This is a genomic window from Lysobacter sp. N42, assembly GCF_004344885.1.
This window is the reverse complement of the sequence record NZ_SKFB01000003.1, coordinates 329,464-346,715: the sequence shown is the minus strand read 5'-3', so window position 1 is coordinate 346,715 and position 17,252 is coordinate 329,464. Positions and strand designations below refer to the sequence as shown.

General features: G+C 46.3%; 18 protein-coding genes. 12 read left to right on the top strand and 6 right to left on the bottom strand.

What is annotated here, in order from left to right:
- Window positions 1-4: 4 nt before the first annotated feature.
- Window positions 5-2,488 carry a glycerol-3-phosphate 1-O-acyltransferase PlsB gene (plsB, locus tag EYQ95_RS09140; RefSeq protein WP_111915350.1) on the bottom strand — a complete coding sequence of 828 codons (2,484 nt, stop codon included), beginning with the start codon at window positions 2,486-2,488 and terminating at the stop codon, window positions 5-7.
- A 155-nt stretch (window positions 2,489-2,643) separates the two neighbouring features.
- Here plsB and lexA point away from each other — a divergent pair, with 155 nt between their 5' ends.
- The 6 genes from lexA (at window position 2,644) to EYQ95_RS09110 (ending at window position 8,229) form a co-directional block, all read left to right on the top strand.
- The gene (gene lexA, locus EYQ95_RS09135; protein ID WP_111915351.1) at window positions 2,644-3,276 is read left to right on the top strand and encodes a transcriptional repressor LexA; all 633 of its coding nucleotides are present in this window, start codon (window positions 2,644-2,646) and stop codon (window positions 3,274-3,276) included.
- A complete protein-coding gene (locus tag EYQ95_RS09130; RefSeq protein ID WP_111915352.1) occupies window positions 3,273-3,692 on the top strand; it encodes a hypothetical protein in 420 nt (139 codons plus the stop codon). Before lexA ends, EYQ95_RS09130 begins: the two co-directional genes overlap by 4 nt.
- 317 nt (window positions 3,693-4,009) lie before the next feature.
- Window positions 4,010-5,152: a cytochrome c oxidase subunit II gene (gene coxB / locus EYQ95_RS26760; RefSeq protein WP_111915354.1), complete on the top strand. Its 1,143-nt coding sequence runs from the start codon at window positions 4,010-4,012 to the stop codon at window positions 5,150-5,152.
- 12 nt (window positions 5,153-5,164) lie between these two features.
- Window positions 5,165-6,760, top strand: coding sequence for a cytochrome c oxidase subunit I (gene ctaD / locus EYQ95_RS09120; RefSeq protein WP_111915355.1), 1,596 nt, complete (start codon window positions 5,165-5,167; stop codon window positions 6,758-6,760).
- A 2-nt stretch (window positions 6,761-6,762) separates the two neighbouring features.
- Window positions 6,763-7,335: a cytochrome c oxidase assembly protein gene (locus tag EYQ95_RS09115; protein ID WP_111915356.1), complete on the top strand. Its 573-nt coding sequence runs from the start codon at window positions 6,763-6,765 to the stop codon at window positions 7,333-7,335.
- Between the two features lie 9 nt (window positions 7,336-7,344).
- Window positions 7,345-8,229 carry a cytochrome c oxidase subunit 3 gene (locus EYQ95_RS09110; protein WP_111915357.1) on the top strand — a complete coding sequence of 295 codons (885 nt, stop codon included), beginning with the start codon at window positions 7,345-7,347 and terminating at the stop codon, window positions 8,227-8,229.
- A 24-nt stretch (window positions 8,230-8,253) separates the two neighbouring features.
- Here EYQ95_RS09110 and EYQ95_RS09105 read toward each other — a convergent pair whose 3' ends face one another.
- Window positions 8,254-8,475: a DUF2909 family protein gene (locus tag EYQ95_RS09105; protein WP_207916306.1), complete on the bottom strand. Its 222-nt coding sequence runs from the start codon at window positions 8,473-8,475 to the stop codon at window positions 8,254-8,256.
- Between the two features lie 21 nt (window positions 8,476-8,496).
- Between EYQ95_RS09105 and EYQ95_RS09100 the strand changes: the two genes are divergently transcribed.
- Genes EYQ95_RS09100 through EYQ95_RS09080 form a run of 5 tightly spaced genes read left to right on the top strand, consistent with a single transcriptional unit; the run spans window position 8,497 to window position 12,389 of the window.
- Entirely contained in the window at window positions 8,497-9,273 is a 777-nt protein-coding gene (locus tag EYQ95_RS09100) for an SURF1 family protein (protein WP_111915358.1), read from the top strand.
- 1 nt (window position 9,274) lies between these two features.
- Window positions 9,275-9,832, top strand: coding sequence for a hypothetical protein (locus EYQ95_RS09095; RefSeq protein ID WP_111915359.1), 558 nt, complete (start codon window positions 9,275-9,277; stop codon window positions 9,830-9,832).
- Between the two features lie 21 nt (window positions 9,833-9,853).
- Window positions 9,854-10,861, top strand: a complete 1,008-nt coding sequence (locus tag EYQ95_RS09090; protein ID WP_111915360.1) for a heme A synthase — start codon at window positions 9,854-9,856, stop codon at window positions 10,859-10,861.
- Complete coding sequence (cyoE, locus tag EYQ95_RS09085) at window positions 10,854-11,741, top strand: heme o synthase (RefSeq protein WP_111915361.1); 888 nt, start codon at window positions 10,854-10,856, stop codon at window positions 11,739-11,741. The genes EYQ95_RS09090 and cyoE overlap by 8 nt, the downstream gene beginning before the upstream one ends.
- Window positions 11,742-11,753: 12 nt before the next feature.
- Window positions 11,754-12,389 (top strand): SCO family protein, encoded by a 636-nt coding sequence (locus EYQ95_RS09080; RefSeq protein WP_111915362.1) that lies wholly within the window; start codon window positions 11,754-11,756, stop codon window positions 12,387-12,389.
- Here the strand turns inward: EYQ95_RS09080 and EYQ95_RS09075 are convergent.
- Genes EYQ95_RS09075 through EYQ95_RS09065 form a run of 3 tightly spaced genes read right to left on the bottom strand, consistent with a single transcriptional unit; the run spans window position 12,386 to window position 14,672 of the window.
- Window positions 12,386-13,006 (bottom strand): cysteine peptidase family C39 domain-containing protein, encoded by a 621-nt coding sequence (locus tag EYQ95_RS09075; protein ID WP_165831968.1) that lies wholly within the window; start codon window positions 13,004-13,006, stop codon window positions 12,386-12,388. The two genes, EYQ95_RS09080 and EYQ95_RS09075, sit on opposite strands and share 4 nt — an antisense overlap.
- 10 nt (window positions 13,007-13,016) lie before the next feature.
- The gene (locus tag EYQ95_RS09070; RefSeq protein ID WP_111915364.1) at window positions 13,017-13,313 is read right to left on the bottom strand and encodes a hypothetical protein; all 297 of its coding nucleotides are present in this window, start codon (window positions 13,311-13,313) and stop codon (window positions 13,017-13,019) included.
- A 42-nt stretch (window positions 13,314-13,355) separates the two neighbouring features.
- Window positions 13,356-14,672 (bottom strand): MATE family efflux transporter, encoded by a 1,317-nt coding sequence (locus EYQ95_RS09065; RefSeq protein ID WP_207916304.1) that lies wholly within the window; start codon window positions 14,670-14,672, stop codon window positions 13,356-13,358.
- 53 nt (window positions 14,673-14,725) lie between these two features.
- On the opposite strand from EYQ95_RS09065, the gene EYQ95_RS09060 reads away from it, so the two are divergent.
- A complete protein-coding gene (locus tag EYQ95_RS09060) occupies window positions 14,726-15,805 on the top strand; it encodes a polysaccharide deacetylase family protein (RefSeq protein ID WP_111915365.1) in 1,080 nt (359 codons plus the stop codon).
- Between the two features lie 51 nt (window positions 15,806-15,856).
- Here EYQ95_RS09060 and EYQ95_RS09055 read toward each other — a convergent pair whose 3' ends face one another.
- Window positions 15,857-17,245 (bottom strand): DUF4397 domain-containing protein, encoded by a 1,389-nt coding sequence (locus tag EYQ95_RS09055; RefSeq protein WP_111915366.1) that lies wholly within the window; start codon window positions 17,243-17,245, stop codon window positions 15,857-15,859.
- Between the last annotated feature and the right edge of the window lie 7 nt (window positions 17,246-17,252).

Sequence of the window (17,252 nt, the reverse complement as noted above, 5' to 3'; positions counted from 1 at the left end):
CCTGTTAAGCCTTTATAGCATTGGGGGCAGCTTGGTCATTTAAAAGTCGTTTAGTCGACTCTTTAATGGTGAGCTGCACCGCACTTCCCATCAGAAAGTCTACTTCTTCACTGAGTACAGTAGCTCGGTCATCTGAAACGTAAGAACCGTCTTCAGCCACTACAATATAGCCCTCGGTTTTCAGTGTACTCACCAATGTACTAAATACTTTCTTGTCGTAGAACTCAGGTGCGTCGATACCATGGCGAGAGCCTAACCGCATAGCCACGGTTTCACTGAATTTCTCTAAATCACTTCGCGACAATGAACTTGAATGCTGTAGTAGCTCTAAAACTACTGCATAACGCGCTAGTGTTTCCCCTGCCGCGTCAGCAAGCATGACCAACTGTACGTATTCATTTTGATCGCGCTGAGCAATGGCGTAGCCGTCTTTGGTTTCAGTGAACCACCCTACCGACACAAAGTGCTCGCATAGCGCATTTACATAAAGCTCAACCTGCTCTTGGGTATGCGGCATGTAGAGTTCGGCTTGTATCATTGGGTAAACTTTCAATACAAACGTTTTTACCGCGTCCAAAGTAAAGTTGTGGTGGCCTCGCGCATATCTTGCGATTAGTGCAGGAATAATAAACGCATGCAAGATGTTGTTGCGATAATAAGTCATGCTTAAAGCTTGCACTTGGTCGAGCCGTACAACTTCTCCGGCATCGTCTTTGTCCACATGGAATTTGTTCATTTCCACTAAGTGGTTCCACATGTGCTCTAAATCACTGTCTGCTTCAGGTACTTGCAGCCAAGCGCTAAACTTCACTTCCTGCTGCAATTTAATGTAAGCACTTACTTGCGCCATAAGTTCGTCTTTGCTTAAGCGCTGTCTGTCTGTTGCAAGTAAACACATTGCCGCAAGGTTGATAGGATTTACCGCAGCGCCTTCGTTAACGCGCTGCATAAGAAGCCCCGCTAATTGGTTTACACAAGGCGTAAGCCATCGTGGCTTAGCAGGCTCTTCTGTACCTTTGGTTACTGAATCACGCCAGTCTGGAACCACGTTGTCCAAATAGTCACTAAGGCGCAACGGTTGGCCAAAGGTAACATAGCCCGTTCCGAAGTTACGAAGCTTCTTCAAAATGCCAAAGACTTGGAAAATGGACTCTTTCTCTTTGTTCTTACCACGTAACTCTTTATGGTAAGTACTTACTTCCATCACGTGCTCGTAACCGACATACACGGGTACTAAGCTAATAGGTCGACTAATGCCGCGAAGCTGGCCCTGCAGGGTCATAGCTAACATGCCCGTTTTTGGAGCAAGTAAACGACCCGTTCGGCTACGACCACCTTCCATAAAGTATTCGATGGCGTAACCTTTCTGGAAAAGGCGGCCTAAATATTCGCGGAATACTGTGGAATAAAGTTTGTTGCCACGAAAGCTACGACGAATAAAGAACGCACCGCCGCGTCGGAAAATAGGCCCCATCGGGAAGAAGTTCAAGTTCACCCCAGCAGCAATGTGTGGTGGTACTAAACCCTCTTTGTAAATAACATAACTAAGTAGGATGTAGTCCATGTGGCTTCTGTGGCATGGAACATAAACAATTTCATGACCGTCTTGAGCGAGTTCGCGAACTTCAGCACTGTTCTTTACTGATATGCCCCGATAAATTTTGGTCCATAACCAAGACAGGAAGCGGTCACCAAAGCGTACCAAACCTTCTCGGTAATCAGCCGCAATTTCATTTAAATATTGGCGCGCTACATTTTCTGCCTTTTCTTCGCTAATGTGCTTGCTCTTCGCTTCTTCCAAAATAGCCTTTCTAATAGCAGGTAGGCGAAGTAACTCGGCAATAATTTCTTTACGGCCTGTCAGTTTTGGGCCTGCAACGGCATGGCGAAGTCGGGCAAAATGAGTTCGTGCGACACGTTTAAGTTTGCGAGCGAGATTTTTATCGCCTTTGAAGTCGTCGGCCATCTTTCTAAGGCTCACAGGTCTTGATACACGAACAAGTACGCTACGCCCGGAAAACAGCACCAGCATGAATTTTTTCCACTTACCTGGAACGTCGATGTCTGCGGTAATCGTTTTGCTGTCTCGCTTATCTTTACCCGGTTCACGTCCCCAGAACATGCCTACGGGAAACATGAGTACGTTTAGGTCATCGAACTTATTGTGCAGGTCGAGTATTTCTGAGAAAGGCTCAATGGCGTCATACTCTAAACGGTGACGGTCGTCTTCTACATATAACACGCGTGGAAATTCGCGCCCTTTGACTTCGAAGGTCGAGGTCGGGTCGGGTAAGTTCAGCTCTTTTGCAGCCTGGCGAGCCACCACAAGATCCGCTGCCGACGGCGAACGCATAACATACACCACATGGTCGGGCTGTGAAGGCACCTCGTCATGGGAGTCCGCAATAGCCTTAAAACGTGTGAGTAGCTTTAAAGGCCACTTTAAAAGATAGAAAAACCAAGAAATATGGGTGCTGCTGTCGTTCATATTTTTCCAAGCGTTCTGCTATGTAAACCGTAAGTATGGATCATACCACTAGTTATTCGATGTTTCCGAATCAAAACTTTTTTCCATAAAAAAGTTGCACAGTAGTTAATACTGTATATACTGACAGCATACTGTACGAATAAACAGGTAATGAAATGAGACCTTTAACGCCAAGACAGTCTGAAATACTCGAGCTTATTAAAGACCATATTGAAGCAGCCGGCATTCCCCCAACTCGAGCGGAAATAGCCCAACGCTTAGGTTTTCGCTCAGCGAATGCTGCCGAAGAACACCTTAAAGCACTAGCGAAGAAAGGTGTTATTGAAATGGTACCAGGCACCTCTCGCGGCATTCGTTTGCTTCAGGAAGCTGCTCCGGCAGAGATTATCGCTGAAGCGCAGGGTCTTCCGCTGATTGGTCGTGTAGCCGCAGGTGAGCCCATTTTAGCTCAAGAACATGTCGAGTCTCGTTACCAGCTAGACGAAAGTATTTTTAATCCCAGTGCAGACTTCTTACTTCGTGTTTCAGGCATGAGTATGAAAGACATTGGCATTTTAGACGGCGACTTGCTTGCAGTGCATAAAACAAATGAAGCAAGAAACGGGCAAGTTGTCGTAGCGCGTGTAGACGAAGAAGTCACCGTGAAGCGTTTTGAACGTCAGGGCAGAGTTGTGCTTTTACACCCTGAAAATGAAGAGTTCTCTATTATTCGTGTCGACCTAGAACACCAACCTTTCACTATAGAGGGGTTAGCTGTTGGGGTTGTGCGCAACGGAGGTTGGTTATGAAACATTCATTAGTATCCAAGAAAATTTCTCACCCTGGCTTATGGGGTCATGAGAGTAGCGCTAAGCAGGCGCAAGCGGTAAACCAAGAGAGTCAGTTGTGGGCCGCGGTAAGCACTATGCGCCAGCAACCGAATCAATGGGTGACTTTAATTGGAAAACCTTCCAGAGAATTTCTTCAGCAGCTAGAAATTGCGGGTATTCCAACTGGTCGGATCCGTTGTATTACGTCGAACAGTATTGAAACCGCTGTATGGGCTACAGAACAGGCTCTTTTACTCGATAACAGCCAGCTGGTTATTGCCTGGTTAAATAATGTCTCTGAGCGCGACCAAAAACGGCTACAGCTCGCGGCACGCAACAGCCAGAGCATTAACTTCCTTTTCACAAACCCGACCAGTATTCAACCACTCCACTAACCCTTTTGTAGGGTTTTCCCCGGGGCTGTTAACAACAGCCCCTTTTTTATTAACATCTTTGGTGGTATTTTGTTCCTCGCAACGAAATTTGTGCAAGATTGTAGCTGCCGAACATCCAAAGTTGCTTTCCTGTACAAGTGAAATAAAAACAATAAATGTGCGAACTTTCGCAGTAATAAAAACAACAACAAAGGGTTACGCAAGAATTGTGATTTCAGGGGAAAGCGGTTCCTATTCTTGTTGACCTCTTTGTTCTTTTCGTCTGACTGAATATCCCCGGTGTTCAACTAGGCCTAAGGAGAAAGAGGAGAAGTCGAGTGAAAACGAGACGCACAAGCCTGCTTGCAGGGTTGTTGGCGCTTGTTGCAACGCCAGTTGCATGGGCGAACGACCTGCAATTAAACATGACACAAGGCAGTACAGATATGAGTCAGCACGTGTATGGTTTACACATGCTGGTGTTCTACATCTGTGTGGTCATTGGTGTTCTAGTATTCGGAACCATGTTTGTTTCGATATTCCGTCACCGTAAATCTAGAGGCGTAACGCCTGCTAAATTCCACGACAATGTAAAAGTGGAAATTGCATGGACCGTTATTCCATTTCTAATACTGGTTGCGATGGCTGTTCCAGCGACCATAACCTTATTTGAAATGGACGATACGGATGACTCTGATTTAACGGTAGTGGTTACCGGCTCACAATGGCGTTGGCATTATAGCTACCTAGACCATGACGTTGAGTTCCAAAGTATTCTAGCCACCCAGAACGAACAAATTTATGGTCGTTTACCTAAAACCGAGAACTACCTCTCGGAAGTAGACCGCCCATTAGTTATTCCAACCGATACCAAAGTTCGTTTCCTAATTACCTCTGAAGACGTGATTCACTCGTGGTGGGTTCCGGAGTTTGCGATTAAGAAAGATGCAAACCCAGGCTACATCAATGAAGTGTGGACACGCGTTAACGAACCCGGAATTTATCGTGGGGTTTGTGCAGAGCTTTGTGGGCAAGGCCATGCGTTTATGCCGATTGTTGTTATTGCGAAAGAGCCGGCTGAATTCCAAGAGTGGATTAATGCGGAAGAAGAGCGCTTAGCAGCGGAGCGAGCGGAAGAAGAACGCCTACTTTCTATGAACATGTCTATGGACCAACTCATGGAAACAGGCCGCAATATTTATTTGGCTCAATGTGCAGCGTGTCACCAACCTAACGGTCAGGGTATCCCTGGCGTATTCCCTCGCTTAGCGGGTGAAGGGGTTTCAGTTGGTGATCGCACTCAACACATTGATATTGTGGTGAACGGTGTATCAGGCACAGCCATGCAGTCGTTCCAGAACTCTCTGTCTATGAGTGAAATTGCAGCAGTTATTACCTACGAGCGAAACGCTTGGGGTAACGACACGGGTGATGCGGTTCAGCCAGCAGACATCCATAATTTCATTCAGGGCAATCAATAAGAGGAGCTGGCTATGAGTACTGTAGTTGCAGACGCACATGATGCCCATGACGAGCATCACGACCACAAACCAACCGGAATAAAGCGCTGGATCTTTACGACCAACCATAAAGACATTGGTACGCTTTATTTGTGGTTTAGTTTTATTATGTTCTTACTCGGCGGGTCATTCGCATTAATGATCCGTATGGAACTGTTCCAGCCGGGTATGCAAGTTATTGACCCGCACTTCTTTAACCAAATGACCACCATGCATGGGGTTATTATGGTATTTGGTGCGGTTATGCCAGCCTTTACCGGTCTAGCGAACTGGATGGTGCCACTAATGATTGGTGCTCCAGATATGGCTTTACCGCGCATGAATAACTGGAGCTTCTGGATTTTGCCAGTAGCTTTCTTAATCATGCTTTCTTCTATGTTTGTTCCAGGCGGCGGCCCGGCTTTTGGCTGGACGTTCTATGCACCGCTTTCTACGACTTATAGTGCCGACTCAACCGCACTATTCGTTTTCGCGATGCATATTATGGGTATGTCTTCGATTATGGGTGCAATCAACGTGATTGTAACCATTATGAACATGCGCGCTCCGGGTATGACCTACATGAAAATGCCACTATTCGTGTGGACTTGGTTTATTACAGCGTTCCTGTTAATTGCTGTTATGCCGGTTCTTGCAGGTGTGGTGACCATGGTGTTAACCGATAAATTCTTCGGAACATCGTTCTTCGCGGCCGCAGGGGGCGGTGACCCGGTGTTGTTCCAGCATTTGTTCTGGTTCTTCGGTCACCCAGAAGTGTACATCATGATTCTGCCGTCTTTCGGTATTGTGTCGGCTATCATTCCAGCGTTTGCACGCAAACCGTTATTTGGTTACGCCTCGATGGTATATGCAACAGCTTCAATTGCTGGTTTGTCATTCTTAGTTTGGGCACACCACATGTTCACCACCGGTATGCCAACCGTAGCGTCGTTGATGTTTATGTATATGACGATGTTGATTGCGGTGCCAACGGGCGTAAAAGTGTTTAACTGGGTAAGTACCATGTGGCGCGGTGCAATGACATTTGAAACACCTATGTTATTTGCGATTGCTTTCGTAATTCTGTTCACCATTGGTGGTTTGTCTGGAATTATGTTGGCTATCACACCGGTAGATTACCAATACCACGACACATACTTCGTTGTTGCTCACTTCCACTACGTACTCGTAAGTGGCGCGGTGTTTTCTATCATGGCTGCTGCGTACTACTGGTTACCAAAGTGGTCTGGCGTAATGTACGACGAAGGCCTAGCGAAATTACATTTCTGGTGTTCACTCATTTCTGTGAATATCTTGTTCTTCCCAATGCACTTCGTTGGCTTAGCAGGTATGCCACGACGCTACCCAGACTATGCACTGCAATTTGCAGACATTAACGCCATAGTCAGTGTCGGTGGTTTCTTGTTTGGCTTCTCGCAACTTATCTTCCTTGCAGTTGTACTCAAGTGTGCAATGAAGAAAGGCGAAAAAGCACCAGCGAAACCATGGGAAGGTGCGGAAGGTTTAGAATGGACGGTACCTTCACCGGCGCCATACCATACCTTCGATACGCCACCTGAGGTGAAGTAGTTATGAGCCAGCAAAACCCGAATTCAGAAAATAGCAGCATTATTACCAAGCTTTTGGCTTCGGTAGTCATTATGTTCGCGTTCGGGTTCGCGCTGGTTCCGCTGTATGAAAAGTTTTGCGACCTTACAGGTTTTAACGGCACGACAAAAAATACAGCGGCAGCTGAACGCGAGGGTATGCAAGTAGACGAGTCGCGGTGGGTTACGGTTGAATTTACAACCCGAGCCGACCGTGGTGCACCGTGGTCGTTTAGACCTGAAGTACGGTCGGTCAGAATGCATCCTGGGGAAATTAAGGTAGTGAACTTTATTGTAGATAACCACAGTTCAACGAATCGTGTGGCACAAGCACTACCTTCGGTTTCTCCTGGCGAAGCTTCACTTTACCTGAATAAAACAGAATGTTTTTGTTTCGAGCAACAACCTCTTACGGCCGGTGAGACTGCAGTGATGCCGATGCGCTTTTTCCTTGACCCAGATTTACCTCAAGAAATTCAGCGCCTCACACTGTCTTATGTGATGTATGACATCACCGACCAAGCGCAGTCCGGCCAAACGGCCAGTCGTTCGGAGTAAGGAATACTTATGAGTACAGAACACAATCCAACTAAATATTACGTACCTGATCAAAGCATTTGGCCGATTATCGGCGCTATCGCACTTGGCCTTATTGCCTTTGGTGCAGGTCACTACACTATTGAATATTCGAAAGAAGAAGCCGGCTTTGGCCACTATGTACTAGGTGCAGGCTTACTTGTTTTAGTAATAATGCTAGTCGGCTGGTTTGGCGACCAAATTCGTGAGTCACGCGCAGGGCTATATAACACCCAATTAGGCCAGTCTTACCGTCAAGGTATGCTCTGGTTCATTTTCTCGGAAGTTATGTTCTTCCTCGCGTTCTTCGGCGCCCTATTCTATGCACGCATGATTGCTGTGCCATGGTTAGGTGGTGCAGGCAATAACGAAATGACCGGCGAGATTATTTGGCCGACATTTGAAGCCATCTGGCCACTCACAACTACCCCAGACGGTACAACTACCGAAGCTATGGGCTGGTTTGGTCTACCGCTTCTCAACACCATTATTCTCGTTATTTCGTCGGTAACATTACACTTCGCGCACCATGCCTTAGAAGTTGGCAAGCGCGGTACCCTTAAAACATGGTTATTTATTACCATCGCTTTAGGTTTAGTGTTCTTGTTCTTCCAAGGATACGAGTACTACCACGCATACCACGACTTAGGTTTAACGCTACAGTCAGGGATTTATGGTAATACATTCTTCTTGTTAACTGGCTTCCACGGACTACACGTTACGCTTGGTGCAATCTTGCTTATCGTCATGTTCGGGCGTGTTCTTGCGGGGCACTTTGACAAGGACAACCAATTCGCATTTATGGCTGCCGCTTGGTATTGGCACTTTGTAGATGTGGTTTGGATTTGCTTGTTCGTGTTCGTTTATATTTTATAAGGGAACATGTAATGAATCGCGCCCCTATGGGTAGGGGCGTGGATTCGGTTCAATAATGCCGCTACTTAGGGCAATAATAACAAGCACAATAACAACAACAGAAAAAAGCACCCTACGACCAATGTAATGAGACATAGGCAAACGTTCCGGGTTGTTACTAAAGGCAGAGAACAAGCCTCTAAATAAGTTCACAATGACATAAAGCAGTAGTGCGACTAACAGCACTTTTAAAATAATGTTTAGCACGGTAGGTCCTCAAAGGTAGTTATGGCAGTCCTTCGCATTGGTTCTTCTCATTTTAAGCTTAATCCGTTTGCTTTAGTGCTTACTTTGCTTGCGATCGTGTTGATGATCAAGCTCGGATTTTGGCAAATATCTCGCGGAGAAGAAAAACAAGCGATTATCGACCGCAATTCAGCAGCCAATGCACAAGGGGAAGTTACCCTTTCAGCTGACAACGCACACACGTTTTCAGCCAGACAAGACCAATGGGTTGCCTTTTCCGGTAGTATCCAGCAAGCACCTATATTCTTAGTAGAAAACCAAATTCATAATAGCCAAGTGGGCTACCATGTCATTGCGCCCGTTAAGCTAACTGACAGCTCACTAACCATACCTGTTAATTTCGGTTGGATAGCTGCCCTCGAAACACGCAGCGAAATGCCACAATTTCAATTATCCGACACAGCGCAATTTGTGGGCAGAGTGTATATTCCAGAAGCTCCATTTTTACTCAGTGAGCAAAGTGCGCCAGCAAATGCAGAACAGCAGTACGTTCGAATTCAATACCCTGAGTTAACCGTTCTGGAACGTCATATCAAAGAGCGGCACGATAGCGTTAACGTGAGTGACTTTATGGTGCGACTTTTACCGCAAGAAGAGAGCTCAGAAGCAACACAGTGGGTGCGGGAATGGCCTGTTGTCGTAATGCCACCGCACAAACACTACGCATACGCGGTGCAATGGTTCGGATTAGCGCTTGCTGCACTAATTATTTTCCTACTCGCTAGCCGAGTACGTCATTCAAGCATTAAGGACTCGTAGTATGTCTACACCACAACAAACAAAAAACAGACGCACACTACTTATCGTAGCGGCTATTTTCATTCTTCCTGTTGCCGTGGCTAAATTATTTTTTGAGATGGGCTGGTATAACTCAGGAGCCTCAAATCTTGGGAACCTCATTACCCCACCCCTGAAAATTGAAGAATTAGAGAACGAGCAGCTACCGAATACATGGCGAATTGCTATGCAAGTTCCCGAAGGATGTGGCGCACCATGCGACAGTGGCTTGTATGTACTCAGTCAAACCGACCATGCATTAGGGCGTATGACCGACCGTGTCACACCTGTAGGTATTTTGCCTACTATGCACGACGACTTACCCGAGCTTCCAGCTGACTCGAATGTGGTATATCAAGCACTTCCAAACACTTACGAGCAGTTAAGTACGCTGCCTGCGAATAGCCTTTACATTATCGACCCAGTCGGGAATATTGTGATGTGGTATGAAGGTTCTGCTGATCGTGAATATATGATTATGCAAGCTAGGGACCTGCTAAAAGATCTGAAGAAAATGCTCAAGATGTCCCGTGTGGGTTAAGTAGTACCGAGGAAAACAACAATGAAAAGACTCGTACAAATTGCAGTAGCTTTAGTGACCATCGTCATTATCTTAGGTGCTTATACGCGCCTTACAGACGCGGGCCTCGGTTGCCCTGATTGGCCAGGGTGCTACGGCTTTGCCACCGTTCCTACGGACGAAGCTAGGATGCAAGCCGCACAAGAAGCTTTCCCAACGGCGAATATTGACCACGCAAAGGCTTGGAACGAAATGATCCACCGCTACGCTGCGGGTATTTTAGGGCTCGTCATCTTTGCCATTGTGACTTTAGCTATTCGTCGTCGAATGAAAGGCGAGAAAGACAAGCCGTTCAAACATCCACTATTTTTAGGCGGGTTAATCATTTTCCAGGCTGCTCTGGGTATGTGGACCGTAACCATGATGTTGCAACCTGCAATTGTTATGGGACATTTACTCGGTGGGTTTACAACCTTTAGCTTGCTTACTCTTTTGTATTTAAGAGAGTCAAACTTCCAACCTAGCCCGGTCGACACCCCGCTACGTAAAATATTACCTTTCTGTGTGCTGACATTAGTTCTTATTGCTTGCCAAATCGCGCTGGGAGGCTGGGTTGCAGCCAACTATGCGGCGTTAGCATGTACAGAGCTTCCAATTTGCCAGGGCAACTGGGCTGAAAACCTTGAAGTAGTAGGTGCTTTCACATTAGAAGAGGCTGATACCTATGAATTTGGTATTCACCCTTATGAAGAACGAATGACTATGCATGTTTTCCACCGCATTGGCGCTATCTTCGTCACCGTAGCAGTGCTAACTTTGTTGTCTTTACTATGGCGAAAGGCGCAAACACGTTGGTTTACTAGCATGGCGGCAATTATAACTTTCTTACTTGTTGCACAAATTACATTGGGTGTTCTGAACGTAACGTTAAGCCTGCCCTTATTTGTGGCTGTTGCTCATAATTTCGTGGGCGCTTTACTCTTGGTAAGCGTGTTAGTGCTTACCTATGCCATTTATAAACTAGACCGCAAGGAGGTGATTCATGGCTAACTCCATAGCGATGTCTCGTCGCGCTAGCTGGCGTGAATATTTAGAACTTACCAAGCCTCGAGTTGTGGCATTATTGCTTCTCACCGCCGTAGTGGGAATGTGTTTAGCTACGCCTACGTGGGTTGCGTGGGACATTCTCGTTCCCGCATTAACAGGTATTGGTTTAATGTCGGGCTCTGCCGCAGCGGTGAACCATTTAGTAGACCGTCATATCGACGCTAAAATGGCGCGTACGTTACGACGTCCACTTCCTACCGGAGCACTATCTCCGGCTAAAGTGCTTACTTTCGCCGCCACCATTGGAGCGCTGGGTTACTTAATTTTAGCGGTTTTTGTGAACCAAATTACTGCCGTATTAACCTTAGCGAGCTTGGTGGGTTATGCGTTTATTTACACCATGTATTTGAAGCGTGCCACACCACAAAACATTGTGATCGGCGGACTTGCTGGAGCTGCACCGCCGCTACTGGGCTGGACTGCTGTAACGGGCGAAATGCACGCTTACCCGCTACTTTTGGTCATGATTGTCTTTACTTGGACGCCACCACACTTTTGGGCGTTAGCGGTACACCGTGCTAAAGACTACGAACGCGCTGAAATTCCTATGCTTCCGGTTACACATGGTATCGAGTTTACGAAGACGTGTATTTTGCTCTATACCGTATTGTTAACTGCGGTGTGCATTATGCCGTACCTTATTGGCATGAGCGGTTTATTGTATTTAGTTGGCGTTACCGCATTAAATATAGGGTTTTTGGTGTACGCGTGGAAATTGAAATACTCCCCGAAAAAACACACTGCATACAACATGTTTAAGTATTCAATTTGGTACTTAATGGCGCTGTTTATTTTGCTGTTGGTCGACCACTACATATTTTAATTAGGTAGCTGTATGAACCGTTTTTTAATTGCTCTTGTACTTGGTGCCGCATTGGTAGGTGGCATTTATTTGTCGACCTCTTTGTTCGGAGGGCCTCCTGCGCTTGAGTCTGCTCGAATATACGACACGCCTCGGGGCATTCCAGAATTTGAATTACAAAGTACCCAAGACGAAGTAGCAGCGAACGAAGATTTACAAGGCCATTGGACATTACTGTTCACGGGTTACACCTACTGTCCTGACATTTGCCCAACTACGATGTCGTTATTAAAGTCGAATATGCCTGCATTAATGGAAGCGACCGACTTGCCTATAGAAGTGTGGATGATTTCGGTGGATCCAAAGCGTGACCATTTAGAGCAAGTAGCTCGCTACGTAAACTTTTTTGGGGACGGATTTGTTGGAGTTCGAGCAGAGCATCCTGAGCTCTACCCCTTCGTAACTAGTATTGGCATGATGTATTCAGTACCCGAAGAAGAGCAAGAGATATACGAGGTGAACCACAGTGCAGCTATTGTTTTGGTAAACCCCAATGGCCAACAGCACGCTATTTTTCAACCGGTTCAACGGCCGGGTGAATATTACACAATAGAACCCGAAACCTTTGTGTCAGATTTTCAAAAAATTGTTGGTGCTTCGGGCTTTTAACTTCGCGTAAATGGCAGTGCAGCAATCGTAGACCATTGCTGCCGCTGGCGTTCGAAGGTGTCTTTCGCAATAACAAAATCACCGAATGCTGGATCGAATAAATAAACTTCCTCTTCGTTTGCAGCAAGAACGACTAGATAATGATTCAGAGGTCCCGTCACCGACTCACGCCACCACAGCTTCACGATTTGCTCTTTTGCTGCCGGTGTCATAAAGAGCGTTGCTCGCATTTCTCTGGGTCTGAATACAGGAATAAGAACGGGCCTTTTTAAGCCAGTCTGACGCGCTATAAAGGCATAGTCAGCGTTAACGGCAACAAAGTTTGCGCCATAAGACTCGGTAATATCTTGTAATTCTGATAGAGAGTAACCCACCTCGGCAGACGGTGGTGTATTCTCGTAGATCTCTTCAATATTCAGATCAATATTCCAAGCACTTAACGCTGTACTAAGTGCGGCTATGCCACAGTCATTAGGCTGCTGCTGCCTCGTTAACGTCAGGTCAGAAATATCTTGCTCATACCGATCTGTCGGACTTGGAAGTACTGAAGAAACAATTGAGCACCCTGTAAAAAGGATGCTCAATAGAAGTATAAATAAAGCGTGTACTAACTTCACGATTACAGTTTTATAGAGCCGCTACGGCAATAATCGCTACAGCAACAACGCCAATATAAATAGCTGGGAACACTGCCATTTCAGAGTTTTGTCCACCCTCTACTTCTTGCAACTCTTCTTCCGTTAACGCTGCATTTTCAAGTTCCATTAACTCACTTTCTGAAACTGCCAGCGCTGTAACGTTCTCATTTGCGTCAACAGTTAAAGCTGAAGCGTTACTCACTAAGGTTTCGCTTTGTTCATTCGCGGAAGTATTAAAGCTTACCAAAGCCAACATTAACGCCCCTACTAACACTAAATATTTCATGTGGATTTCCTTCTTAGTTTTTGTTTTAAAAAGTGTTCTCAATTAGTTTAGACCAACTTCTAACATTTTGTGTTTATAAGTAAGCCACCACTGCGATAATCCCCGTGCAGCCATAAAACAACATAACGCTAGCCACAAACCATGGTTTCCAAAGTCTTGGGTAAACCACCAAACGGGCAGAAACACTGCAAATGCAGAAATCATCATACTATTTCGCATCTGTTTACTCGCAGACAAACCAATAAACACGCCGTCGAGCAAATAGCTCCAGTGCGCTACCAACGGTAAAGCCACAACCCAAGGCAAATAAGTAAGTGCCGTATTCACAACTTCTGGAATATTGGTAATGAGCTCTACAATAAAACGACCGCCCACAAGGAACACTAAACTATACGAAATCGCCAAGCCGATAGACCACTGCAGGCTCACCCTAAACCACAGTTTGGCCTGCGAACTACTGTGACGCCCTTTTGCTCTGCCAATCAGAGCTTCTGCAGCATAAGCAACGCCGTCCAGCCCCAATGAAATCAGCATGAGAAATTGCAGTAATACCGCATTTGCCGCCACATAAACCTGGCCATAGTAACTCGCCCAAGCGGTCATCATGGCCATACATAAGTGTAATGACACAGAACGAAGAAAAATATCGCTATTCATGGAGGTGAGCGCTGAGAGCCTAGCCCAAGAAGGGCGAGCAAAGTTCGAAAAAGATATGCCAATAGCGCGAACAACCCATATTGTCCCAAGTAGCGCAGTTACCCACTCTGCCAACACACTTGCCCAAGCCGCACCCACTACATTCAGATCCATGTAGATGACAAAAGCAACGTCACCTACAACATTCACAGCATTAGTAATAACCACCAAAGCCATCGCTTGTTTGGCTTTTTGCATGCCCAATAAAACACCCAAATTAACCAACATAATGAGTGCTGCAGGCGCACTCCAAAAACGAATGTTGATATAGCTCGATGCTAATACTTGTAAATCCGGTGATGCTTCAACTAATAGCCACGTGAGCGCCAAAATAGCAGGTTTAAGCAACCAAATAACGCCGGTACATACAACTGCTGTCGTCACGCCGTCGACCCAAACATTACGAAGCTTTTCACGGTCTCTTGCACCATAAGCGTGTGCAGCTAGACCTGTCGTCGACATGCGCAGGAAGATAAGAAGTAAATACACAAACGAAACGACCATAGCGCCAACAGCAACAGCGCTTAAGTAGATAGCGTCGGGCAAATGCCCTATGATGGCTGTATCAACAAGGCCAAGAAGAGGGGCGGCAATATTCGAGATAACCATGGGCAAGGCAATAGCCAATAGCTTGGCATGGTATCGAAATGGTTGCTTAGTCAAAGGTTACTCCCCTAAACACACATACTTAAAAATTACGGAGTTTTTGGTACTTCATGAAATATTTCCGCGAAATATCAGCAAGCCAACTCTTACTCTGGATTACACTTAGCTTTTCAGCTGTTACTGTACAGGCAGCAACTCCAAGTGTGTCTATTCTAATGTATCATCACGTTAGCGAAGACACACCTCGCGTAACCAGTGTGACCCCCGAAGAATTTGAAGCTCACTTACAATATTTACAAGACAACGGTTTTAACGTGGTGTCGCTACCCGACGCCATTCATGCCATAGAGCAAGGTACTGAACTGCCTGAAAAAGCCGTCGCATTAACCTTCGACGACGCATACCTAAACCTGTACGAAAACGCCGCACCAATGCTAGAGCGTTTTAATATGCCGTGGACACTTTTCGTAAGCACTGAGGTTATTCGAGAAACTCCCACGTCGTTTATGAGTTGGGAACAACTTGAGGAACTAAAGAGTAAAGGTGTGACCATAGCCAATCACTCGATCGATCACGCGCATTTGCCACGTCGACAAAGTGGTGAAAATTGGCAGCAATGGGAAGAACGTATACGCAACAACCTTCTCTCTGCACAAGAAGAATTAGAGCAACGCCTCGGTGTAGAAAATCGCTTAATTGCTTACCCTTTCGGCGAGTACAACAATAGACTTCGCGACATTCTAGCCGACTTAAACTTTCACGGCTTAGGTCAGCATTCTGGCGCGTATGGGAAGTACAGCGACCCGCAAGCAATTCCGCGTTTTCCAGCTTCAGGTAATTACGCCAATTTGGAAACGCTTAGTGTAAAAATGGCAGCTCTGAACCTCCCTACACTTCGAGTAAACTTTAGCGACACGCTATTAACCCACTCCCAAACACGGCCTGGGCTAGGCGTGACATTAGAAATGGACGATATTCATCAGCATCAACTACAGTGCTTCGTGGGTGGCGAGCCGGTGAGTCCAACATGGGTGGGCAACAATAGATTTTACATTCAAGCCAATAATGACATTCCCATAGGTCGCTCGCGCTATAATTGCACTACACCCAGCAAAACGCAGCCGAAGCGCTTCTATTGGTTTTCTAAACAATGGATACGACCCGATCCTCAAGGAAGTTGGCCAGACTAAAACAAAAAACGGGGCTCGAGGCCCCGTTTTTTTTCACTTATCAGCTTGTGATTACTGATCTAAGTCATCCATCAGAATCAACTGCGGTAATGTACCGCCTGCACTTGGGTCAACCGCTACTGCCGTATATAAGCCACCACCTTGTAGGTCTAGCATAATCGGACCAATAGCTGCTGTTTTGCTGCCTGTTGGCGTTACCGTTACATAATACTCACCCGGCGTTAACGCTACATTTCCCGTGCTTTGCAACGCTGCTGCATCAAAGTCTACCGCTGTAAATGCTGGGTCTGCTTCTGAAATGTCGTCAGTTGCAGTTACATAAATGTCAACTTCACCAGCGGCTGGAGATGCATGCACAATGCGCACAATAGCTTCTGTTGCTACACGGCGATTACTGTCAGCCAAGATAGCGGCAGTAATTGTTGAGTCCCCTAGCAAGCCCACAGCGAATACACTATATGCCTGCGCATTGGCCAATGCAGTGTCTGCTGCGTCGATCACTACTGTACCGTTTTGACCTGTTGGCGTTACCGCGATGTCATAGGTATTTGCAGCTAGGTTCACGTAACCTGCATAATCCGGGAAAGCGAGGTCTGAAATAGCTACAGCACCGTCAACTAAAACGTCAACGTTCGGTGCATCAGATACTGCATGCACTACGCGCACGTCTGCACCAGTGTCCTGAGAGTAAAGAACAGAAGACTCAGCACCATCAGCAACTAGCAGCGCTAATGGGCGATCAGTTGTGTTCGCTGCGACGTTTGCGGTTGCTGTCAGGAATAAATCCGCACCGTCTTCCAGCATTACCGCACCTGAGTCAAACACCACTGTATCGGTGTCACCAGAAACGGTTACGCGAATTTGATATTCACCGGCCGTCACGTCCACTTGTGGAGTGTAATCTTGGTAAGCCAACGTAGCGGCTGGTTGCGCCATACTTAAGTCAGCGTCAACTTCAGTTAAGAATACGTCAACCGTTGGACCACCTTCTAAACCATGCAGCACTTGAATACGGGCTTCACCCGAAGCAACGTCAGAAACTTCGTTTGCAATCACAAGCGGCTCTAACGTTTCGTCAGCCACACTTCCTAGTGCTACTACTTCATAACGCATGTCAGCGGCTAGGTCTAAATCGACCGGACCAATGACTGTCGGTGTCGTTTGGTCTGGCAAAATTGCATCTACACCGACGCTATATGTACCTTCAGTAACCATAGTTACGCCAGAAGAAACCTGATAATCTACATCTTCAAGGAAGATTTCTCCGTCTACGGCAACGTTAACTCGTGGGGCATCTGCCGCGGCGTGATGCACGCGAACATAAGAGTCACCGGGTTCTGGAGGGTTAGGTTCTAAAATTGTAGGACCGTCGCTGTCGTCGCAAGCCGAAAGGGCTAAAGCGAGAGCAGAAACACTTAAGACTGTTGTGATCTTGTTCATTGTTTTT